At 70.6% G+C, this 20426-nt stretch carries 22 protein-coding genes; 15 read left to right on the plus strand and 7 right to left on the minus strand.

From position 1 onward, the window contains the following. Window positions 1-33: 33 nt before the first annotated feature. Complete coding sequence (locus BXA10_RS15815; protein WP_076471134.1) at window positions 34-276, plus strand: hypothetical protein; 243 nt, start codon at window positions 34-36, stop codon at window positions 274-276. A gap of 76 nt (window positions 277-352) precedes the next feature. On the opposite strand, the gene BXA10_RS15820 is transcribed toward BXA10_RS15815, so the two are convergent. Next, window positions 353-1108 (minus strand): GH25 family lysozyme, encoded by a 756-nt coding sequence (locus tag BXA10_RS15820; RefSeq protein ID WP_076471135.1) that lies wholly within the window; start codon window positions 1106-1108, stop codon window positions 353-355. Between the two features lie 200 nt (window positions 1109-1308). Between BXA10_RS15820 and BXA10_RS15825 the strand changes: the two genes are divergently transcribed. The 4 genes from BXA10_RS15825 (at window position 1309) to BXA10_RS15840 (ending at window position 4579) form a co-directional block, all read left to right on the plus strand. Beyond that, complete coding sequence (locus tag BXA10_RS15825; protein WP_076471136.1) at window positions 1309-2055, plus strand: M50 family metallopeptidase; 747 nt, start codon at window positions 1309-1311, stop codon at window positions 2053-2055. A 99-nt stretch (window positions 2056-2154) separates the two neighbouring features. Further along, on the plus strand, window positions 2155-3138 hold the full coding sequence (locus BXA10_RS15830) for a ketopantoate reductase family protein (RefSeq protein ID WP_076471267.1): 984 nt from the start codon (window positions 2155-2157) through the stop codon (window positions 3136-3138). A 63-nt stretch (window positions 3139-3201) separates the two neighbouring features. After that, a complete protein-coding gene (locus BXA10_RS15835; RefSeq protein ID WP_076471137.1) occupies window positions 3202-3702 on the plus strand; it encodes a SigE family RNA polymerase sigma factor in 501 nt (166 codons plus the stop codon). After that, the gene (locus BXA10_RS15840) at window positions 3695-4579 is read left to right on the plus strand and encodes a hypothetical protein (RefSeq protein ID WP_076471138.1); all 885 of its coding nucleotides are present in this window, start codon (window positions 3695-3697) and stop codon (window positions 4577-4579) included. The genes BXA10_RS15835 and BXA10_RS15840 overlap by 8 nt, the downstream gene beginning before the upstream one ends. Before the next feature lie 36 nt (window positions 4580-4615). On the opposite strand, the gene BXA10_RS15845 is transcribed toward BXA10_RS15840, so the two are convergent. Further along, window positions 4616-6199: an acyl-CoA carboxylase subunit beta gene (locus BXA10_RS15845; protein ID WP_076471139.1), complete on the minus strand. Its 1584-nt coding sequence runs from the start codon at window positions 6197-6199 to the stop codon at window positions 4616-4618. 85 nt (window positions 6200-6284) lie between these two features. On the opposite strand from BXA10_RS15845, the gene BXA10_RS15850 reads away from it, so the two are divergent. Both BXA10_RS15850 and BXA10_RS15855 read left to right on the plus strand, forming a co-directional pair. Further along, the gene (locus tag BXA10_RS15850; RefSeq protein WP_076471140.1) at window positions 6285-7160 is read left to right on the plus strand and encodes a biotin--[acetyl-CoA-carboxylase] ligase; all 876 of its coding nucleotides are present in this window, start codon (window positions 6285-6287) and stop codon (window positions 7158-7160) included. Window positions 7161-7335: 175 nt separating this feature from the next. Then, window positions 7336-7908 carry a PH domain-containing protein gene (locus BXA10_RS15855; protein WP_076471268.1) on the plus strand — a complete coding sequence of 191 codons (573 nt, stop codon included), beginning with the start codon at window positions 7336-7338 and terminating at the stop codon, window positions 7906-7908. Between the two features lie 69 nt (window positions 7909-7977). On the opposite strand, the gene BXA10_RS15860 is transcribed toward BXA10_RS15855, so the two are convergent. After that, a complete protein-coding gene (locus BXA10_RS15860; RefSeq protein ID WP_076471141.1) occupies window positions 7978-8673 on the minus strand; it encodes a GtrA family protein in 696 nt (231 codons plus the stop codon). Window positions 8674-8736: 63 nt separating this feature from the next. Next, window positions 8737-9273 (minus strand): GtrA family protein, encoded by a 537-nt coding sequence (locus tag BXA10_RS15865; protein WP_076471269.1) that lies wholly within the window; start codon window positions 9271-9273, stop codon window positions 8737-8739. Between the two features lie 454 nt (window positions 9274-9727). Between BXA10_RS15865 and BXA10_RS15870 the strand changes: the two genes are divergently transcribed. The 3 genes from BXA10_RS15870 to BXA10_RS15880 all read left to right on the plus strand — a co-directional run bounded on the left by BXA10_RS15870 (window position 9728) and on the right by BXA10_RS15880 (window position 13893). Then, the gene (locus BXA10_RS15870) at window positions 9728-11572 is read left to right on the plus strand and encodes a phosphoenolpyruvate carboxykinase (GTP) (RefSeq protein WP_076471142.1); all 1845 of its coding nucleotides are present in this window, start codon (window positions 9728-9730) and stop codon (window positions 11570-11572) included. A gap of 376 nt (window positions 11573-11948) precedes the next feature. After that, window positions 11949-13091 carry an NAD(P)/FAD-dependent oxidoreductase gene (locus BXA10_RS15875; RefSeq protein ID WP_425436073.1) on the plus strand — a complete coding sequence of 381 codons (1143 nt, stop codon included), beginning with the start codon at window positions 11949-11951 and terminating at the stop codon, window positions 13089-13091. Window positions 13092-13122: 31 nt separating this feature from the next. Beyond that, window positions 13123-13893 (plus strand): isoprenyl transferase, encoded by a 771-nt coding sequence (locus BXA10_RS15880; protein ID WP_076471143.1) that lies wholly within the window; start codon window positions 13123-13125, stop codon window positions 13891-13893. Between the two features lie 23 nt (window positions 13894-13916). Here BXA10_RS15880 and otsB read toward each other — a convergent pair whose 3' ends face one another. The 3 genes from otsB to BXA10_RS15895 form a co-directional block, all read right to left on the minus strand. Beyond that, window positions 13917-14741, minus strand: coding sequence for a trehalose-phosphatase (gene otsB, locus BXA10_RS15885; protein ID WP_076471144.1), 825 nt, complete (start codon window positions 14739-14741; stop codon window positions 13917-13919). Between the two features lie 69 nt (window positions 14742-14810). Beyond that, window positions 14811-15164, minus strand: coding sequence for a hypothetical protein (locus BXA10_RS15890; protein ID WP_076471145.1), 354 nt, complete (start codon window positions 15162-15164; stop codon window positions 14811-14813). A gap of 162 nt (window positions 15165-15326) precedes the next feature. Next, on the minus strand, window positions 15327-15767 hold the full coding sequence (locus BXA10_RS15895) for an XRE family transcriptional regulator (protein ID WP_076471271.1): 441 nt from the start codon (window positions 15765-15767) through the stop codon (window positions 15327-15329). Window positions 15768-16031: 264 nt separating this feature from the next. Between BXA10_RS15895 and BXA10_RS15900 the strand changes: the two genes are divergently transcribed. The 5 genes from BXA10_RS15900 (at window position 16032) to BXA10_RS15920 (ending at window position 20369) form a co-directional block, all read left to right on the plus strand. After that, entirely contained in the window at window positions 16032-16376 is a 345-nt protein-coding gene (locus BXA10_RS15900; protein ID WP_076471272.1) for a hypothetical protein, read from the plus strand. 31 nt (window positions 16377-16407) lie between these two features. After that, a complete protein-coding gene (locus BXA10_RS15905; protein WP_076471146.1) occupies window positions 16408-16746 on the plus strand; it encodes a hypothetical protein in 339 nt (112 codons plus the stop codon). 495 nt (window positions 16747-17241) lie between these two features. Further along, window positions 17242-18657: an RNA 5'-3' helicase PhoH2 gene (phoH2, locus tag BXA10_RS15910; RefSeq protein WP_076471147.1), complete on the plus strand. Its 1416-nt coding sequence runs from the start codon at window positions 17242-17244 to the stop codon at window positions 18655-18657. 266 nt (window positions 18658-18923) lie between these two features. Then, window positions 18924-19613 carry an aggregation-promoting factor C-terminal-like domain-containing protein gene (locus tag BXA10_RS15915; RefSeq protein ID WP_076471148.1) on the plus strand — a complete coding sequence of 230 codons (690 nt, stop codon included), beginning with the start codon at window positions 18924-18926 and terminating at the stop codon, window positions 19611-19613. A gap of 111 nt (window positions 19614-19724) precedes the next feature. Further along, a complete protein-coding gene (locus BXA10_RS15920; RefSeq protein ID WP_076471149.1) occupies window positions 19725-20369 on the plus strand; it encodes a rhomboid family intramembrane serine protease in 645 nt (214 codons plus the stop codon). Window positions 20370-20426 lie beyond the last annotated feature (57 nt).

The raw sequence follows: 20426 nt of genomic DNA on the forward strand, positions 1-20426 counted from the left end.
TAACTGGACCTTGACGACGGAAGGAGGTACGACATGGGCTACCGACGGAGGGACGTTCGGTCCCGGGTGGCACTGTGGATGCTCGTCGCGTTCGGTGACGCCGTTCTGCTCCTGGCCGGCCTCGGAATCCCGGCGCTCGTCGCGCTCTTCAGCGTCGTGGCCGTCACCGTCGCCGGGGTGGGCGCCTGGCTGGTGGCCCGGCGCGGCGTCCAGGTCCACGAGGATGCGCTGCCCGCCCGGGTGGCGGCGCCGGTCCGCTACCGGCGTCGGGCCTGATCGCACAGGTGCGTGGCGGCAGCCGGACCGGTTGTCGACCATACGGTGACAGTCGATCCCGCTGCCGCCACCTGGGTCACGGGGTGTTGTTCGCCAGTGCGATCAGCCGCGAGCGGTCGCCGTTCCAGTAGTTGCGGTCGACGTTGCCGCTGATGCCGGCGACGCTGCCCGTGCTGGTGTACTGCCAGAAGCTCCAGACCGGGGCGCCGGCCGGCAGGGTGCCGGGAGCGCTGGCCCAGCGGGCGATCCAGAGCGGGTGGTTGCCCCACGGCCCGCTCCAGCTGCCGGTGCACTGATTCCACCAACTGGTGGTGGTGTAGATGACGGCGTAGCGGCCGGTGCGCGAGCGGTAGGTGTTCAGGAAGTCCTGTACCCAGTTCCGCATCCCGGTAGTGCTGAGGCCGTAGCAGTAGCCGCCGCTGTACGGGTTGGCCTCCAGGTCCAGCGCCGCGGGGAGGGTGCGGCTGTCGGCGGACCAGGCGCCTCCGTTCGAGGCCAGGTAGTTCGCCTGGACCGCGCCGGAGGAGATGTTGGGCCGGGCGAAGTGGTACGCCCCGCGGATGACGCCAGCGTTGTAGGCGGCCACGTAGTTGGTGTTGAAGCGTGGGTCCTTGTAGCTGGTGCCCTCGGTGGCCTTGATGAAGGCGAACTGGATGCCCGCGTTGCGGACGCTGGTCCAGTTGATGGCGCCCTGGTAGTGGGAGACGTCGATGCCGGGAACGGTGGCGGCCGCGGCCGGCCCGGCGGTGGCGACCAGGACCGTCGCGGCGGTGGCGACGACGGTGAGGCCGGTTGCGAGGAGACGACGTAGCGACGATCCGGTGCGGGACACGGATACCTCCAGGGGGGGGGGCGAGGATGAATCCATTGATGAAAATCATTGGAGGTAAGCAACCAAGATCGCAAGGGGGGCAAAAGAAACTTTCATCGGCGGTGGCATGATGGCGCGACGTATGGACGTGACGTGCGCTACGGGTCACCGTGCGTCACGGAGGTGATCTTTGCTGGCACGGGCCGGTAGGCTCGCGCCCCATGGTGTCGTTCGACGGGCTGACCGACCTCTGGGACCGGCTGTTCAGCGCGCAGCCCGACCCGCCGCCGCTGCTGGTCGTGCTGACCGGGCTCGCCGCGCTGCTGGTGGTCTCCACCCGTCTGCCGTGGCGGGTCGCGCGCAACGCGATCACCATCGCCCACGAGGGTGGCCACGCGCTCGTCGCCCTGCTCACCGGCCGAAAGCTGCGCGGCATCCGGCTGCACTCGGACACCTCGGGACTGACCCTCTCCGCTGGTCGTCCCTCCGGGCCGGGCATGATCCTCACGCTGCTCGCCGGGTACGTCGCCCCGCCGCTGGTCGGGCTCGCCGGCGCCTGGCTGCTCGGCGGCAACCGGATCACGCTGCTGCTGTGGGTGGCCGTCGTGCTGCTGCTCGCGATGCTCGTGATGATCCGCAACGCCTTCGGCGTGGTGTCGCTGCTCGTCACCGGCGGTGTGGTGCTCGCCGTCTCCTGGTACACCTCACCGCAGGTGCAGGCCGCGTTCGCGTACACCGGGGTGTGGTTCCTGCTGCTCGGCGGGGTGCGGCCGGTGGTCGAGCTGCAACGGCTGCGCTCCCGGGGGCGCATGCCCGCCTCCGACGCCGACCAGCTCGCCGGACTGACCCCGTTCCCGGCGTTCTTCTGGGTCGCCGTCTTCGCCCTGGTCAACCTGGTCGTGCTGGCCATCGGCGCCATCCTCCTGGCCGACCCCCTCCTGGACGGCACCCTTCTCCCCACCCGCTGACCGTGCCCGGTTCGCCGTCCGCCGGTCGGGCGTGCGTCGCGCCGCGCGAGGCCGTGGAGAGCGTCGGCCGGCAGAGCGGGACGGGGCAGAATGGGCCGCATGCGGTACGTGATCATTGGGGCCGGCGCCGTCGGCGGGACCATCGGCGGGCGGCTCGCGGCGGCGGGTCACGATGTCACACTCGTGGCACGGGGAGCGCACCTGGACGCGCTCCGGAACCGCGGCCTGACCCTTCGTCAGCCGGAGCAGGAACGCACCGTGAGGCTGCCGGCGGTCGACGGTCCGGATCGGCGTCCCCTGCCACCCGACACCGTGCTCGTGCTCACCGTCAAGTCGCAGGACACCGCCGGGGCCTTGGCCGCCTGGGTCGACGCCCCGGTGGACGGCGGCGGAACCGCGGGCGAGCGGCTACCCCTGTTCACCGCGCAGAACGGCGTGGTCAACGAGCCCGCTGCCCTGCGGCTCTTCGCCCGGGTGCACGGCGTCTGCGTCTGGCTCCCCGCCACCCACCTCGAACCCGGCGTGGTCGTGGCGAACGGTCACCCGCATCCGGGGGTGCTGCACGTCGGGCGCTATCCGTCCGGTTCGGACGACACCGATCGTGCGGTCGCCGCCGACCTGACCGTCGCCGGTTTCGTCGCGCCGGTGCGGCCGGACGTGATGCGCTGGAAGTACGGCAAGCTCCTCGGGAACCTCGGCAACGGGCTCCAGGCGCTCTTCGGCCGGGACATCCCCGCGGAGCTGACCGGCCGGGTCCGAGCCGAGGGCGAGGCGGTACTCGCCGCGGCCGGCATCCCGCACACCGACCAGGCCGAGGAAGCGGCCGAACGCGGCGACCTCGTGCAGCACCGGCCGGTCGGCGGCGAGCAACGGTCCGGCGGGTCCACCTGGCAGAGCCTGGCCCGGGGCGCCGGCTCGGTCGAGACAGACCACCTCAACGGCGAGGTCGTGCTGCTGGGCAGGCTGCACGGCGTTCCGACGCCGGTCAACGCCGCGGTGCAGCAGGCGGTCCGCCGGGCCGTGCGGGAGCGGATCCCGGCCGGCGAGTTCCCGTCGCCAGAGCTGGAGAAAATGCTCGGCTGACCGGGCAACCACGCACACCGTCCGACGCGTGTCCCCTGCGACCCGACACGGGGAGGTAGCCAGGTGCCGGACGTCGAAGGGTTCGACGAGTTCTACCGAGGCAGCCGGCAACGGTTGCTCGGCTTCGTGTACGTGCTCACCGGCAACCTCGCCGAGGCGCAGGACGCGGTGCAGGAGGCGTACATCCGGACCTGGCAGCGCTGGTCGACGGTGAGCGGCTACGACGACCCGGAGGCGTGGACCCGGGTCGTCGCATCCCGGATCGCGGTGAGCCGGTGGCGCAGCCTGCGCAGCCGGGCCAGGGCGTACCTGCGGCACGGCGCGCCGGAGAGCATCCCGGCGCCCGGCACCGACACCGTGGAGGTGGTGGCCGCGCTGCGCCGGCTCCCCGAGGAGCAGCGCACCGCGATCGCGCTCTACTACCTGCTCGGCATGCCGGTAGCGGAGGTTGCCCGGCAGACTGACGCCCCGGTGGGGACCGTCAAGGCCCGGCTCTCCCGCGGGCGCACCGCGCTCGCCCGTTTGCTTGCCGTCTCGGACCTGGAGGAGGCCGCCGATGCGTGACGATGATCTGTCGTTCGTGGAGCTCGTGCACCGCGATCTGCAGAGCGTGCGCTGGGCTGAATCGAGCGAACTGCGCGCCCGCGCCCGTCGACGTAGCCGGCAAAGGGTCATGGCGGCGGCGGTCGCCGTGTTGGTGCTCTCGGGCGTCTCCGTGACGTTGGTCAACCGCCCCGGTGGGGCGGGCATGGTCACCGCGAACGGGGGCCGGGCCGGCGCATCCAGTTCGGGGGTACCCGCGGAAGCGCTGTTGTCGAAGTCCGATCTGCCGGTGCCGGTAGATGTCGAGATCGGCGAATCCGGTGCCCGAGAATCCGTGCGGGTCGATCCGCTGCTCGACGCGTGCGCAAGGGACCACGGGTTGTCGGTGACTCCGGTGGTTTCCCGCTACTCACGGTCTCGTAGCCTGGTGCGGCATCTGGAGATCGACGGGCGCCTGAACAATGTGCAATCGGTGCTCACGCAGGATCTCTACCGGGTCAACGCCGACGAGGCCGACCGGATCCTCGCCGATCTCGACCGTTCGGTGTCGAGCTGCCCGTGGTGGCGGCAGCCGACCCAGCTGGACGATCAGTCCGGAGCAACCGCGATCGAGTACGGCTGGCAGGTGGTGGCGCGCGACTTCGCCGGCGATCGTGCGCTCCTGCTCCGGCGGGTCACGTCTCCGAACAACTCACCAGTGGTGTCCACCCGGGGGGAAGAGCCGGCGGCGGTGCTGTTCGTGGTGCGGGTCGGTGACCTGGTAGCGGTGGGCGGAACGCCCAACGCCGGAGTCGTCCGTCCGGTCATCGACGAGCCGCAGCTCACCGACGACCAGTTGCGCGAGCTGGCGAGGACGGTGGCCGGCCGCATGTGCGCCGACGCCGACCGACGCTGCTGACCTGCCGGGGCACCCGCGGGCGCCCCGGCAGCTCGGCTACAGCGGGATGTTGCCGTGCTTCTTCGGCGGCAGCGTCTCGCGCTTCGTGCGCAGCACGCGCAGCGCGCGGACGATCTGGCTCCGCGTCTCGTGCGGCGGGATGACCGAGTCGACGTACCCGCGCTCGGCCGCGACGTACGGGTTGGCGAGCGTGTCCTCGTACTCGGCGATCTTCTCCGCCCGCACCGCGGCCGGGTCCTCGGCGCCCGCCAGCTCGGAGCGGTAGAGGATGTTCACCGCGCCCTGGGCGCCCATCACCGCGATCTGCGCGGTCGGCCAGGCGAAGTTCAGATCCGCGCCGAGGTGCTTCGAGCCCATCACGTCGTACGCGCCGCCGTACGCCTTCCGCGTGATCACGGTGACCTTCGGCACGGTGGCCTCGGCGTACGCGTAGATCAGCTTCGCGCCCCGGCGGATGATGCCGTCCCACTCCTGCCCGGTGCCGGGCAGGAAGCCGGGAACGTCCACGAAGGTCAGCACCGGGATGTTGAACGCGTCGCAGGTGCGTACGAAGCGGGCGGCCTTCTCCGACGCGGCGATGTCCAACGTGCCGGCGAAGTGCATCGGCTGGTTGGCGACAACGCCGACCGGCCGCCCCTCGACCCGGCCGTAGCCGACGACGATGTTCTGCGCGTAGAGCGGCTGGACCTCCAGGAACTCCCCGTCGTCCAGCACGTGCTCGATCACCCGGTGCATGTCGTACGGCTGGTTGGCCGAGTCGGGGATCAGCGTGTCCAGTTCCCGGTCGGCGTCGGTGACCTCGAGTTCGGCGGGAGCGTCGTAGGCGACCGGCTCGTCCAGGTTGTTCGACGGCAGGTACGACAGCAGCGCCTTGACGTACTCGATCGCGTCCTCCTCGTCCGTGGCGAGGTAGTGCGCGTTGCCGCTGCGGGTGTTGTGGGTGAGCGCCCCACCCAGCTCCTCCATGCCCACGTCTTCGCCGGTGACCGTCTTGATGACGTCCGGGCCGGTGATGAACATGTGCGAGGTCTGGTCGACCATGACGGTGAAGTCGGTGACGGCGGGGGAGTAGACGGCACCGCCCGCGCACGGCCCCATCACCAGCGAGATCTGCGGGATGACACCGGAGGCGCGTACGTTGCGGAAGAAGATCTCCCCGTAGAGGCCGAGGCTGACCACGCCCTCCTGGATACGGGCGCCGCCGGAGTCGTTGATGCCGATCACCGGGCAGCCGATCTTCATGGCCAGGTCCATCACCTTGACGATCTTCTGGCCGAAGACCTCGCCGAGCGACCCGCCGAAGACGGTGAAGTCCTGGGCGAAGACGCACACCTGCCGGCCGTCCACCGTGCCGTAGCCGGTCACGACACCGTCACCGTACGGGCGGGTCTTCTCCAGCCCGAAGTTGGTGGAACGGTGCCGGGCCAGCTCGTCGAGTTCGACGAACGAGCCCTCGTCGAGCAGCAGTTCGATCCGTTCCCGAGCCGTCTTCTTGCCTCGGGCGTGCTGCTTCTCGACCGCCCGCGCCGACCCGGCGTGCACCGCCTCGTCGACCCGGCGCTCCAGGTCAGCCAACCTGCCCGCGGTGGTGTGGGTGTTGATCCCGGTGTCGGTAGTCACCCAGGGAATATAACGATGGTTCAGGGCCGAGCCGCTGTGCAGTACACCTCAGTACGCTTGCTCACCCCCGCCGTAGGCTGGCGGAATGCCGGGCTCTCCGTACACCGATCTGGACCGACCGCCGCTGTCGGCGGCCCGGCTGCGCCGGGCGCTGGTCGTCCCGTACGGCCCGTGGACCCGGCTGGAGCTGCGAGCCGAGACCGGCTCCACCAACGCCGACGCGGCCGAGGCGGCGCGGGCCGGTGAACCCGAGGGGCTGGTGGTGGTCGCCGAGCGGCAGAACGCCGGGCGTGGCCGGCGCGGTCGGACGTGGCAGTCGCCGCCGCGAGCGGGCATCGCGACAAGCGTGCTGCTCCGCCCCGGCGAGGCGGTCGCGGAGCGCGGCTGGTCGGCGGCACCGAACACCGGGTACGGCTGGCTGCCGTTGCTGGCCGGTGTCGCGCTCGTGTCGGCGGTGGCCCGCCTGGCCGAGTTGGACGCGGTGCTGAAGTGGCCGAACGACCTGCTGATCGGCGACGCGAAGTGCGCCGGGGTGCTCGCCGAGGCCGTGCCGGGCACGTCGCCGGCCCAGCCGCCGGCCGTCGTCATCGGCATCGGGCTCAACGTGACGCTCCGCGCCGACGAGCTGCCCGAGAATCCCACCGGGCTGCCGGCCACCTCGCTGCTACTGGCCGGTGCCACGGCGACCGACCGTGACCCGGTGCTGCGGTCGCTGCTGCGTTCGCTGGCCGACTGGTACGACCGCTGGCGTACCGCCGGTGGGGATGCGACCGCCAGCGGCCTCCGGGATGCGTACGTGGCCGCCTGCGCCACGATCGACCGGCCGGTACGCGTGCTGCTTCCCGACGGTGGTGAGTTGACCGGCACTGCGACCGGAATCGACCCGGACGGGCAACTCGTGGTCGAGACCTCGGAGGGTCCGCGTCATCTGGCCGCCGGCGACGTCCTGCACCTGCGCTGACCTGGGCCGGCTGGCCGGACGGAGTGTCCACCTGTACGGCCGGGACGTTCGTGCGGCGCACCCGGTGCCGATCGGCAGGATCGCGGGGGGTCAGTGAGGGCCGACCGGGCGGGTGATGGTCGGATGTGCGGTGGCCGGTTACGGTCACCGCGTCCGTTTCTGCGAGGAGGTTCGTGTGGCGTTCCCTGAAGACGTGCTCACCGAGGACGAGCATGTCGTGTTGCACCTGCACCCGCACTGGAAGGCCCTGATCGGGCCGGTGGTCGCGCTGGTGCTGGCTGTCGCCGCGGTGGTGGCCGGCTTGGTCCTGCTTCCCGACGGTACCGGCGGGTCGATCGGGCTGGCCGTGATCGGTGTGCTCGCCCTGGTGGCGGTGCTCTGGTTCGCGCTCTGGCCGTTCCTGGTCTGGCGCACCACCCACTACCTCTTCACCAACGAGCGGGTGCTGCTCCAGCACGGTGTCTTCTCCCGCGACCGGCGGGACATCCCGCTCACCCGGGTCAACGACCACTCGATGAGCCAGAAGTTCATCGAGCGGCTGCTCGGCGCGGGCACGCTGACCATCGAGTCGGCCGGTGAGCGCGGTCAGTCCGTCCTGGTCGACGTGCCGCAGGTGGGGCAGGTGCAGACGAAGCTCTACGAGTTGGTCGAGGAGCAGCACGACAAGCACTCGCTGGGCGACGGCGAGATGCGTGAGATCCTCGCCGACATGCGGGAAGGCAAGCCCCTGCGCGACCCCTCCGCCTGACCCGCCTCGCGCTCACCCGGCCCACCCACCGCTTGGTCGGGCTGGGGCCCCGGGCCGGGTGGGGTGGGGTTAGCGGCGGGGGCGGGGGCGGGTGATCGGCTCGAACTCGGCGGCCAGCGCGGCGTCCAGGTCCGTGTCGGTCAGACGCGGTAGCCGCTTCTGAGTCGGCGGGGTGTTGCCGTTCGTCGACGTGTGCCGGTCGCCGGCCGTCGGAGGCTGGGCCTCCTCGAGTTCGGAGACGGACTCGGCCAGCTCGGCGACGGGGTCCATCTCGGCCATCGTGTCCCACTCGTCCCGCGGAACGCTGTGCCAGGTCTTCTCGTCCGGAGCCGGCGCCGGCTGGAACACGAACGTCCGGTAGGACCAGAAGCGGAACAAGGTGGCCAGCAGCACGCCACCGGTCTTCGCGACGTTCAACGCCAGCAGACTGGTCACGCCGAGGCCGTACTTGGCGGCGGCCAGGACACCGAGCTCAATGAGCAAGCCGGTCGCGTTGAAGAGGAAGAACAGGACATATTCGCGCTTAAGTGCCGACTTCGGGCGATCGCGGTATGTCCAGTGGCGATTCATCAGATACGACGTGATCGTCGCCACCACGGTGGCGATCACGGTCGCCTTCAGCTGGCCATCCTCGAAAACGGTGAGTGCCAGCGCATTGAACACTGCGTAATTGATGACGGTGTTGATGCCACCGACGATGCCGAATTTGAGCGCCTCGTGGACGAACTTCTGCCAGCGCTCGGGCAGCAGACGGACAAGACGCATGCGAAACACCTTAAGACAGTGGTTTGGGCCGGCAGTCTCCGGCCGGACTGACTGGGCGGCAGGTCACGCCCCGTGGTCTCGGTCGTACGTCACTTCCGGAACGGCTGGGGTTCCCGCTTCCGGGAAGACGAACCGTCGGTAGGACCAGAATCGGAAGAGCGTCCCGAGCCCGGTGCCGACGATGAAGCTGGCGATGTTGTCGGCCAGCGGGGTGCGGAACACCTCCGGCCAGACGTTGCCCAGCCCGTACCGGCTGATGGCGAGACACGCGACCGCGATGCCCAGGCCAACCCCGTTGAAGAAGAAGAAGAGCGCGTACTCCCGCGCCGGGTTGTTGCGCTGGCGGTGCCGCCACGTCCAGAACCGGTTGCCCAGGAAGGCGACGGTCGCGGCGATCACGGTGGAGATGGTCTTCGCGGTGACCTGCTCCAGACCTTGCGCGGCGGTCAGGTAGTTGAAGAGCGCGAAGTCGAGCAGGAAGGCGATCCCGCCCACCGTGGCGAACTTGCTCAGCTCGTGGACGAGGTGACCGAAACGGTCGAAGAGCGCTCGGAGTGGGCCCCTACCGGTCCGTGGAGAGCCCTGTTGCTCTCCCGTCATCGTCGCGGCCACGCGCTGAGCCTACCGGGTGAGGGCATGCGGCACCGGTAGCAACGACGAGCGGGGACGACTGGCATCGGCGGTACCCGCGGCGACCGCGGTCGACATGAACAGAGTGTAATCGCCCGATCCGTCGCACGGGGCGGGTCCGCGGCGGCACACGGCCTGACGCATCGACGCCCGAAGGTCCCGGGCCGCGCTCCATCAGATACCGCGCCGGCAGAGGTTCTCTGAAGGATTTGCGTGAAACTGCGCGCAAAAACGGGTATCAGATCGCGATGCCGCAGCGTGGCCGTACCTTGTGCAGTTCTTCACAACCAGTCCCACTGACTGGGGAGGCTGCCCGGTTTACGCTGAGCCCAATCCCAGGTTTCCACGAAGGCGAAGCGGTTCCCGCCCGCCGACACTCGTGCATCCCATAGATCGGTCAGCGTCGACCACAAGGAGATGTGTCATGGTTGCTCCGGCTGTTGTTCGGGGTATTGATCAGGCCCCGACGTCCCATCCCAAACTTCTCGCCTGGGTCCGTGAGGTCGCGGAACTGACCACCCCGGAGAGGGTCGTCTGGGTGGACGGGTCCGACGAGGAGTGGCGTCGCCTCACCGATGAGCTGGTGGAGGCGGGCACGCTGATCCGGCTGAACCCGGAGAAGAAGCCGAACTCCTTCTACGCCCGTACCGATCCTTCGGACGTGGCCCGGGTCGAGGAACGTACCTTCATCTGCTCGGTCGACGAGGCGGACGCCGGCCCCACCAACAACTGGATGGCGCCGGCCGAGATGAAGCGCACCATGACCGGCCTCTACCGCGGTTCCATGCGCGGCCGGACGATGTACGTCATTCCGTTCTGCATGGGACCGGTCGAGGCGGAGAGCCCGATGTTCGGCGTGGAGATCACGGACAGCCCGTACGTGGTCGCCTCGATGCGCATCATGACCCGGATGGGTAGGAAGATCCTCGACGCCATGGGGGACAGCGCGGACTTCGTGCACGCGCTGCACTCGATCGGTGCGCCGCTCGAACCCGGTCAGCAGGACGTCGCCTGGCCCTGCAACGAGACGAAGTACATCTCGCACTTCCCGGAGACCCGGGAGATCTGGTCGTACGGCTCCGGCTACGGCGGGAACTCGCTGCTCGGCAAGAAGTGCTACTCGCTGCGCATCGCCAGCGTCATGGGCCGGGACGAGGGCTGGCTCGCCGAGCACATGCTGATCCTGAAGATCACCTCGCCCGAGGGGCGGGTCTACCACATCGCGGGCGCCTTCCCGTCTGCCTGCGGCAAGACGAACCTGGCCATGTTGGAGCCGACGATCCCCGGCTGGAAGGTCGAGACGATCGGTGACGACATCGCCTGGATGCGGTTCGGCCCGGACGGCCGCCTCTACGCCGTCAACCCGGAGTACGGACTGTTCGGCGTCGCGCCCGGCACCGACTGGAAGACCAACGCCAACGCGATGCGCACCCTCGACCGGGGCAACTCCATCTTCACCAACGTGGCCCTGACCGACGACGGGGACATCTGGTGGGAGGGGATGGGCGAACCGCCCGCGCACCTGATCGACTGGAAGGGCAACGACTGGACGCCGGAGAGCGACAGCCTCTCCTCGCACGCGAACAGCCGGTTCTGCACCCCGATCACGCAGTGCCCGATCCTCGCCGAGGACTACTACGACCCGAACGGCGTACCGATCGACGCGATCCTGTTCGGTGGGCGCCGCCGGGACACGGTTCCGCTGGTGACCGAGGCTCGCGACTGGGTGCACGGCGTGTACCTGGGCGCGACGCTCTCCTCGGAGACCACCGCTGCCGCGTCCGGCGCGGTCGGGGTGGTGCGGCGTGACCCGATGGCGATGCTGCCGTTCATCGGGTACCACGGCGGCGACTACTTCCGGCACTGGATCGAGATGGGCAAGGGCGTCGACGGCGACGAGTCGAAGCTGCCGCGGATCTACTACGTCAACTGGTTCCGCAAGGATCCGGACGGCAACTTCCTGTGGCCCGGATTCGGCGAGAACTCCCGGGTTCTCAAGTGGATCGTCGAGCGGATCGAGGGACAGGCCGAAGCGGTGGAGACGCCGATCGGCATGGTGCCCGCGCAGGACGCGTTGGACGTCGAGGGCCTGGACATGACGCCCGAGGACGTCCGGATCGCGCTCAAGGTCGACCCGGAGGAATGGCGCGACGAGCTGCCGCTCGTCACCGAGTGGTTCGAGAAGTTCGGCGACAAGCTGCCCGGTGTCCTCTGGGCCGAGCTGGACGCGCTGCGCGCCCGGCTCGACGCGGAGCAGCCCACCCGCTAGGTGCTCCCGAGTTACGGGAATCATCGCTCGTCGTCAGGACGGCCGCCGGGACCGAGGTCCGGCGGCCGTCCGCCGTCTGGTGGGGTGGCACTGCACGGCGCTCGCACTGCACTGCACTGCGCTCGCACCGTCCGTGACGGTAGCGCCGCATGTCCGGGGCAGCCCGACAGCGTCCGGAGCAGGGGCGGTGGCTCTTCGCCCGACCACCCTCCCTGCGGTCCCGGCACACGACCGGGACGCGCCGGAGATGCGGTGTCAGCGGTCGGGGGAGGGGACCGGGCAGGATGGGGGCAGTGAGCTTGGTCACCTGAGGGCTTCGTGCGGGTGCGACCCGGCGAGCGCGACCCCGATCAGCAGGCCGGAGGAGGGCGACGCGGTGAGCGACGAGTTCGACGTGGTGGTGGTCGGCGCGGGCCCGGCCGGCGCGGCAGCCGCGCTGGCTGCCCGGCGGGCGCACGCCCGGGTGCTGCTGCTGGACCGGGCGGACTTCCCCCGGGACAAGGCGTGCGGTGACGGGATCGCCGCACACGCGGTGGACGCCCTCGCCGAGTTGGGGGTGCTGGATGCGGTCGCCGGTTATCCGCCGCTGCCGGCGCTGCGGCTGGTCGGGCCGGGCGGCGGCACGGTGGCCCGCCCGCTGCCCCGCCCCGCGTACACCGTGCCCCGTGAGGTCTTCGACGCCCGGCTCGTCGCAGCGGCGGTGGCGGCCGGTGCGGAACTGCGCCGGCACACCGTGCGGCGGATGGAGCAGACCACCGACCGGGTGGTGCTCGACGAGGACATCGTGGCGCGGGCAGTGGTCGGTGCCGACGGCGCCGGATCGGTGGTCCGGCGGCTGCTCGGGCACCCGGTCAACCCGGACCGCCACCTCGCGCTGGCCATGCGCGGGTACGCCCCGGCCCCGGCCGGGTCACCGGAGCAGCTCATCGTCACCTCGGGCGAGCGCTGGCCGGCGTACGCCTGGTCGTTCCCGATCGGCGACGGGCGGGCGAACGTCGGGTACGGGGAGGTGCTGCGGGGGGAGCCGCTGACCCGGGCGTACCTGCTCGACCGGCTCGCCGCGTTGCTGCCGGGAATCGACCCGGCCGCGGTCGACGGGCTGCGCGCCCATCACCTGCCGCTGTCGACGCACCGTCCGGCGCCCGGCCGCCGGCGCGTGGTGCTGGCCGGCGACGCCCTCTCCTTGATCAATCCGTTCACCGGAGAGGGGATCTTCTACGCGCTGGTCTCCGGGACGTTGGCCGGCGCTGCGGCGGCCGGTACGCCGGACCGGGCCGCCCAGCGGTACGCCCACTCGCTCCGCCGGCGACTCGGTACCCACCTGCGGCACAGCTCGTTGGCGGCCTCGCTGGCCCGGCACCGGCGGGTGGTGGACGCGGCGGTCCGTGCCGCCCGGCGCGACGACCGGGTCTACCGCAGCGTCGTGGAGCTCGGGCTGGGCGACGGACGGCTGAACGCCCGTACCCTCGCGATGATCGGGATCGGTCTTCCGGCGCGTGATGAGGCTCCGCGACGCTGATGCGCCGCGCAGGTCGCTACGCTGCTAGGTGATGTCTCTCCGGAACCTTGTCTACTCGGCGTACGAGCGGCGCCTCAAGGCGAAACTCGTGGGTAAGCCGGTGCCCCGGCACGTCGGCGTCATGTGTGACGGCAACCGCCGGTGGGCCCGGGAAATGGGTTACGTCGACCCGAACGACGGCCACCGGATGGGTGCCGAGCGGATCAAGGAGTTGCTGCGCTGGTGCGACGCCGCCGGCGTGGGCCACGTCACGCTCTGGCTGCTCTCCACCGACAATCTCTCCCGACCGGCCGCCGAGCTGGACCCGCTGCTCCAGATCATCGAAGACCTCACCACCGAGCTGGCCGAGGAGGGCAACCCCTGGCGGCTGCGGATGGTGGGCGCGCTCGACGTGCTACCGGCGCACCACGCCGCCGCGCTCAAGGCGGCCGAGGAACGTACGCGGGGCCGCAGCGGCGGCGCGCAGGTCAACATCGCCGTCGGCTACGGCGGGCGGCGCGAGATCGTCGACGCGGTGCGCTCGTTGCTGCTGGAGCACGCGGCGACCGGAGGCAGCATCGAGGAGCTGGCCGAGGGGCTGGATGTCGAGCACATCGCCGAGCACCTCTACACCCGTGGCCAGCCGGATCCGGACCTGGTGATCCGGACCAGCGGGGAACAGCGCCTCTCCGGGTTCATGCTGTGGCAGTCGGCGCACTCCGAGTTCTACTTCTGCGAGTTGAACTGGCCAGACTTCCGGCAGACCGACTTCCTCCGCGCGCTGCGCTCGTACGCCAACCGCCAGCGGCGCTTCGGCGCCTGACCTCTGCCCGAGGTGGTGCGGGGCTAACCGAGGTGCTGGGCGGCGCGGGTGAGGAAGTCGCCGAGCGCGGCGGGTGAGTCGATGGTGAGGTCGGCGGCGTCGGCCACCTCCTGACCGGTCTCCGGGTTGGCGACCGCCACGCACATGCCGAAGAAGCTCGGCTCGGCGGTGGCGCGGGCGCGCAGCGCGGCGAACGCCTTGATGTCGGAGACGTCGTCGCCGAAGTACCACGCGGCGTCCGCGTCCTGGATCGCCTCGCCGATCACCATGCCCTTGTCCCGGTCGACCGGGGGCTTGAGTTCGAGCACCATCCGGCCGCCCTGCACCCGCAGCCCGAGGCGGTCGGCCTGAGCCTGGCCCCACTCCCGCACCGCCTCACCGAGCTGGGGTGCGGTACGCCAGTGCAGCGCCACCGAGAGCCGCTTGAACTCGACGAGCGTGCCGGCGGGAAGCTCGGCGCGGGCCAGCTCGGCCAGCTCGGCCATGGTGGGCACCCAGGGCAGCGCGGCGGGCTCGGTCACCGTGTCACCCCCGGAGTGGCTGTGCTCCAGGCCGTAGAGACCGTAGAGGTCGACCCCGGCGAGGCCGCCGAGGCGATCACGGAGGAAATCCACCGGGCGGGCCGAGACGATGGCGATCCGGCGTACCAGGGGCGCGAGCGCTTCGATCGCGGTCAGCACCCTCGGGGCGGGCTGGACCGCGGTCGGATCGTCGCCGACCGGGGCGAGCGTGCCGTCGAAGTCGAAGAAGAGCACGGTCCCGGCCGCGCGGCCGGCGTTCGCGCGCCAGGCCTCGTCGGCGCTCGACAGGTCCCTTGGCTGCTGGTTGCCCGGATTCAACGGCGGCACGCGCGTCAGCGTACCCCGGCACCGCGGGGTCATTCGTGCTCCAGCGGACCCTGCGGTGAGGCCGTCGGATCAGCGTTCGGCGGCTCCTCTTCCCCGTCTTCCGAACGGTACGATCGCCGCATCCTGGCCGTGGCTGAGCAGGTAGCCCTCCACGAAGCCGGTGTTGCGGTCGCCGGCGCGCGACTCGATCTCGTTCAGCCGCGCCACGAGGAACTCGGTGAGCGCGCTGACCCGGTCGTTCAGCCGTTCGTGCAGCTCGGCCAGGACGGCCAGGACGACCGCGGTGCCGGCGGTGGTGAGCGCGAGGAGATTGACGAGCAGGGGAAGCTGCCCGCCGTCGACCACGAGTGTCACCGCGTTCCCGGTGACGCACAGTGTCATCGACACCGTGGCCACCACGACTGCCAACCATTTCAGGGTCATGGACAGACCCCTCCTTCTGTCCCGCAGGGCTGGGTTCGGCCTTGTCCCGTCCCCCCGCCGACGACGAGCCCAAGCAGTACGAATAGGGACGCTAGCGTGCCCGTTACGGCCCCGGAGCGAAACGAATGAGTCTGACCTGCTGTTCTTTCGCTATCTGAGGAACTACCCGGCCTGTTTCCCGCGCTTTCGGACATCGACCGGGAGGGTTGGGCGATAAGCGAGATAGCGAATGGTTTCCCGAATGTGGAACTTCTCCGCGTCCGAAACGTTCGGGTCGACGAGTCGCCGCAGTAGTGCCTCCACGTCCGGGTCCATCGGCGGGATGGCCCGGGTGTCGCGGGGAGCGGCGGTGCGGTCCCAGCCGAGGGCCGCGAACGCGGTGGCGGGGTTCAGACCGAGGCCCTCACAGAAGGCGACCACCCGCTCGGCCTCCGGATCGCTGGCCCAGTCGCCGCGCACCCACCGGTTGATGGTCTGCCTGGAGACGCCGGTGCGCCGGGAGACCTCTGTGCCGCTCCAGGCCCGGGTGGCTCGTGCCTCGTCGAGCGCTCGTCGGACGAAGGTGGCGAAGGCGATCTTCCGTGCGTTGGCGGTCTCGGTCACCTCGTGACGGTACGGCCACTCGGCTGCGGGCGCGGTCTCTGGCACGCCGTTGTCACGTGAACGTGACGGCAGGCTCGGCTTTGCGGTTAACGATCCAGTGCGGCTTCTGAGGGGTGTCACCTGGGCAGAATAGATGACCATTGGTGGTGCCGTAACCGGACGAAAAGCTGATACTGTCACGCCCATGGGACAATCTACGGTGTGTCACGTGCCTGAGACGATTGGTGCTCACATGCGTCACGCCCCCGGTGCGAGGGGGGTGTGGTGACCGAACTCGCGACGCGTGCCCAGGCCTTCGGTCTGATCGCCGAGGGCGTCGCCGCCGGCCTGAGCGCCCCCTGGCGCCTCTACCTCGCCCGGGGCTGCCGTTACCTGTCGCTGAGCGTCGGTGACCGGGCCGAGTGGAACGCCTGGCGTACCCACCTCGGCTGCCCGGAGCTGAGCGTACGGGTCTACGACGCCGGCGGGGAGATCCGCCGATCGTCGGTGGCGGAGGTGGTCCTGGACGGCTGCCGGGTCAGCGTCGAGCTGGTCGAGGAGGTCAGCACCGGCGACCTGGACCAGCTGCTGGTCGCCGATCCCGCCTCGGTCGATCCGGAGGAGCGATGACGCGGCCCCGGCGGCACCCGGGAGCCGCCCGATGAGTCCCTTCCTCGCGATCTTCCTCGTGCTGGTGCTCGGCGCCGCCAGCTACGCCGCCGGCCGGCTGCACGGGCAGCTGAGCTACCGCATCGGCTACCGGTTCGGCTACCGGCAGGGCTACTTCGACGGCGACCGCGGCGCCTGGAACCGGCGCCGCCGGGACGCGCAGGCCGCCATCGCGTCGGCGCTCTCCGCGCCCCCGCCGCCCAGCACCATCCGGGTGAGCGGGACGGTGGCCCGTCCCGGCACCACCTACACCGGCTCGTCGTTCTCGGCGCCGGCCGCCCCGGTCACCGGGCGGCACCCGACCGGCACTCTGGTCAGGCGAACCGGTTGAGACGGTCGACCGGGTTCGCCGCCCGCCACCCGGCGGTCCGGTCGAAGACGCGGTGCGTCGTCCGCGGCGGACACGCACCGTCGGGGCCACGTCAGACCGGTGACGGTGGTCCCACCGGCCGGGATGCGCGCAGGGGGCATGCATCCCGGCCGGCTCCGCCGCTCTCGGTTCGGCAGCCGGCGTGCCCGATCGCGCCGGCTGCCGCGGGGTCCTCCGCGCGGCCGGCGTACGAGCTGGGTAGCCCGGTCGGGGACCTGCGCGCCGCCGTGCCGGTGACTTGCCGTTCAGGTACCGGTCGGCGGAGAGCAACCTTCAACCTCTAGCCGGGATGCCCGTACCGGGCTAGCGTCTAGGCATGGCACGGGGTTCCCCCGGCCAACCGGCAAGCCCGGACCTGCGACCCTCGCGCATGGGGCCCGCATCCGACCCCGTGTCCCCGGGCACCGGCGGAGGCGGAACGCGGATGGCCGGGTGCACATCCGCCGGAGCAGGCCTGTGACGACTCGCCGTACCACTGCCGGTGCCGATCAGACCCCGGCTGCGACTGCCGTGACCCGCCGAGCCACCCGGAGCCGCCGCACGGCGGCCACCGCGCCGGCCGACGCCAAGGAGCCCCCACCAGCCGGCCAGTCCTTCGTTCTGGACACCTCGGTGTTGCTCTCCGACCCGGCGGCGTTCCACCGGTTCTCCGAGCACGAGGTGGTCCTGCCGCTCGTGGTGATCTCCGAATTGGAGGGCAAACGTCATCATCCCGAGCTGGGCTGGTTCGCCCGGCAGTCGCTGCGCATGCTCGACGAGTTGCGCGTACAGCACGGGCGGCTGGACCGGCCGGTACCTGCGAACGATGCCGGCGGCACGCTGCGGGTGGAGCTCAACCACACCGACGACGGAGTGCTGCCGCCCGGGTTCCGGAACGAGAGCAACGACGCCCGCATCCTCTCCGTGGCGTTGAACCTCGCCGCCGAGGGGCGGGCGGTCACGCTGGTCAGCAAGGACATGCCGCTGCGGGTCAAGGCCGCTTCGGTGGGTCTGCGTGCCGACGAGTACCGGCACGGCCAGGCCAGCGACCCGACCTGGACGGGCATGGCCGAGTTGGAGCTGAGCGAGGAGCAGATCGGCCAGCTGTACGCCGGTGAGACGCTCGACCTGGACGAGGCGGCAGGGATGCCCTGCCACACCGGCCTGGTGCTGCACTCCGGACGGGGGTCGGCACTCGGCCGGGTGCTGCCGGACAAGACGGTACGGCTGGTCCGCGGCGACCGGGAGGCGTTCGGCGTCCACGGCCGCTCGGCGGAGCAGCGGATCGCCCTGGACCTCCTGCTCGACGAGTCGGTCGGCATCGTGTCGCTGGGCGGCCGGGCGGGCACGGGCAAGTCCGCACTCGCCCTGTGCGCGGGGTTGGAGGCGGTGATGGAGCGGCGCCGGCACAAGAAGGTTGTCGTCTTCCGTCCGCTCTACGCCGTAGGCGGCCAGGAGTTGGGCTACCTGCCCGGCACCGAGTCGGAGAAGATGTCGCCCTGGGCGCAGGCGGTCTTCGACACCCTCGGGGCGGTGGTGCACGAGAACGTGCTGGAGGAGGTCACCTCCCGGGGGCTGCTCGAGGTGCTCCCGCTGACCCACATTCGTGGCCGCAGCCTGCACGACGCGTTCGTGATCGTGGACGAGGCGCAGTCCCTGGAACGTGGCGTCCTGCTCACCGTGCTGTCCAGGATCGGGCAGGGCTCCCGGGTCGTGCTGACCCACGACGTGGCACAGCGGGACAATCTCCGGGTCGGCCGGCACGACGGGGTGACCGCGGTGATCGAGGCGTTGAAGGGCCATCCGCTCTTCGCCCATGTCACGCTCAGCCGTTCGGAACGCTCGCCCATCGCGGCGATGGTGACCGACCTGCTGGAGGACATCCCGACGTAATGACACCTTGATGGTGGTTCGTCCGGATTATTTGTGTGGTCCAGGTCACAAATCCGTCGCTTGGTTTCCCATCGGCCTCACCGTGCGCAATCGTGTCCCACGAGCGCCCACGCACCGGAAAGATCGTCACGGATCATTTGTCACACCCGCCACGACACTGGTGCGTCGGCTGCGGCCGGCGACGGTCGGGGCGCTCACGGCGTGGGCCCGGCCCTCGACGGCCCGGGACCCCGCCGTGTCCTTGCCCCCGACGAAGGGACCACTTCGTGAGTCGGCTGTGGAGCCGGTTGGGCGCCCGCACGGCCGCCGTCGCGCTGCTCTCCGTGGGCGTTGCCGGCGGCGTCTATCTGGGCGACGACCGGGAGGCCCAGCAGGATGGCCTGGCGGCGCAGGTCAGCGCGGAGGTCGACCAGGCGGAGCACGAGTACCTGCGCGAGCGCCAGGCGGCCCACCAGATGCAGTTCGCGCAGCAGCGCGCCGCCGAGTACCAGGCGAAGCTGCGGGCCGCCGAGGCCGCCAAGGAGGCCGCCGAGCGGGCCAAGCGGGCCGAGCAGGCAGCCGCGTCCCGCAAGCGCGAGCGGGCGAAGGCCGAAGAGGCCGCGAACGCGGCCGCGAAGCCGTACGACGGACCGATCCCCGCCTCCTGCGAGGAGTACAGCGGCAACCGGAAGATCGGCTGCGCAGAGATGATCAAGGCGGGCTTCCCGATCAAGGAGTTCCCCTGCCTCGACAAGCTCTGGACCAAGGAGAGTGGCTGGAACCACAAGGCCAGCAACTCCTCGTCCGGGGCGTACGGCATTCCCCAGGCGCTGCCGGGCAGCAAGATGGGCTCGGTCGCGGACGACTGGCGTACCAACCCGGCCACGCAGGTGAAGTGGGGTCTGGGCTACATCGAGGGGCGTTACGGCACCCCGTGCAAGGCCTGGGCGCACTCCCAGAGCAGCGGCTGGTACTGAGCCGAGAGCACGTCGGGAACGGGGCGGGTGGCGTACATCCGTCCCGTTCTTCCGTGCGTCGGCGCGGGACGCGAGTGGCGGCCGGGCGGGTTTACTGATAGCAGTGGTGGGGTGACCCTGCTCTCCGGAAGCAACGACCCCCATCGGTTCGGCACCGAGGCGTTCTACGCCGCGCTCGGCCGGGCCTTCGTCGCGATGTGCGCGGTGGTGCCGTTCCTCTTCCTCATCGAGGTCGTCGACCAGGGTCTCGCGTTCGGACTGGACGCCTCCGCCGGCATCATCCCGAAGCGGATCGACGGCCTGGACGGCGTCTTCTTCTCACCGTTCCTGCACCACGGCTTCGACCACCTCTACAGCAACAGCATTCCGCTGATCTTGCTCGGCACGTTCGTGCTCGCCGCCGGCGCCCGCCGCTTCCTCTGGTCCACTCTGTTGATCATCGTGGTGAGCGGGCTCGGCGTGTGGTTCACCGGCTCGCCCAACTCGGTGGTGGTCGGCGCGAGCGGGGTGATCTTCGGCTACCTGGGGATCCTGCTCACCCGCGGCATCTTCGAACGCAGCTGGTGGAACTTCGCGGTCTTCCTGCTGGTCGGGCTCCTCTACGGCTGGCAGCTGGTGGGCGTCCTGCCCACCGACGAGCGGATCTCCTGGCAGGGGCACCTGTTCGGGCTGCTCGGCGGCGTGGTCGCCGCCATCCTTTTCCGGCGCCGCCGGCACGACCCGAGCCGCTCGGAGTCCACGTTCTCGATGCCGTGAGGCGGGCCGGCCGGGCCGCGGATCCCGCGATCCCGGGCCACGCCGCCGGGCCGCGTA

It is taken from the genome of Micromonospora avicenniae (genome assembly GCF_900156065.1).
Lineage (GTDB): Bacteria > Actinomycetota > Actinomycetes > Mycobacteriales > Micromonosporaceae > Micromonospora > Micromonospora avicenniae.

What these genes read in the sequence shown, in the direction of transcription:
- BXA10_RS15860 (WP_076471141.1), bottom strand. Translation starts at nt 8,673, where the DNA reads ATGCGTCTTGTCCGTCTGCTGCCCGAGCGCTGGCAGAAGTTCGTCCAC.
- BXA10_RS15870 (WP_076471142.1), top strand. Translation starts at nt 9,728, where the DNA reads ATGGTTGCTCCGGCTGTTGTTCGGGGTATTGATCAGGCCCCGACGTCC.
- BXA10_RS15815 (WP_076471134.1), top strand. Translation starts at nt 34, where the DNA reads ATGGGCTACCGACGGAGGGACGTTCGGTCCCGGGTGGCACTGTGGATG.
- BXA10_RS15905 (WP_076471146.1), top strand. Translation starts at nt 16,408, where the DNA reads ATGAGTCCCTTCCTCGCGATCTTCCTCGTGCTGGTGCTCGGCGCCGCC.
- BXA10_RS15825 (WP_076471136.1), top strand. Translation starts at nt 1,309, where the DNA reads ATGGTGTCGTTCGACGGGCTGACCGACCTCTGGGACCGGCTGTTCAGC.
- BXA10_RS15880 (WP_076471143.1), top strand. Translation starts at nt 13,123, where the DNA reads ATGTCTCTCCGGAACCTTGTCTACTCGGCGTACGAGCGGCGCCTCAAG.
- BXA10_RS15890 (WP_076471145.1), bottom strand. Translation starts at nt 15,164, where the DNA reads ATGACCCTGAAATGGTTGGCAGTCGTGGTGGCCACGGTGTCGATGACA.
- BXA10_RS15865 (WP_076471269.1), bottom strand. Translation starts at nt 9,273, where the DNA reads ATGACGGGAGAGCAACAGGGCTCTCCACGGACCGGTAGGGGCCCACTC.
- BXA10_RS15850 (WP_076471140.1), top strand. Translation starts at nt 6,285, where the DNA reads ATGCCGGGCTCTCCGTACACCGATCTGGACCGACCGCCGCTGTCGGCG.
- BXA10_RS15840 (WP_076471138.1), top strand. Translation starts at nt 3,695, where the DNA reads ATGCGTGACGATGATCTGTCGTTCGTGGAGCTCGTGCACCGCGATCTG.
- BXA10_RS15830 (WP_076471267.1), top strand. Translation starts at nt 2,155, where the DNA reads ATGCGGTACGTGATCATTGGGGCCGGCGCCGTCGGCGGGACCATCGGC.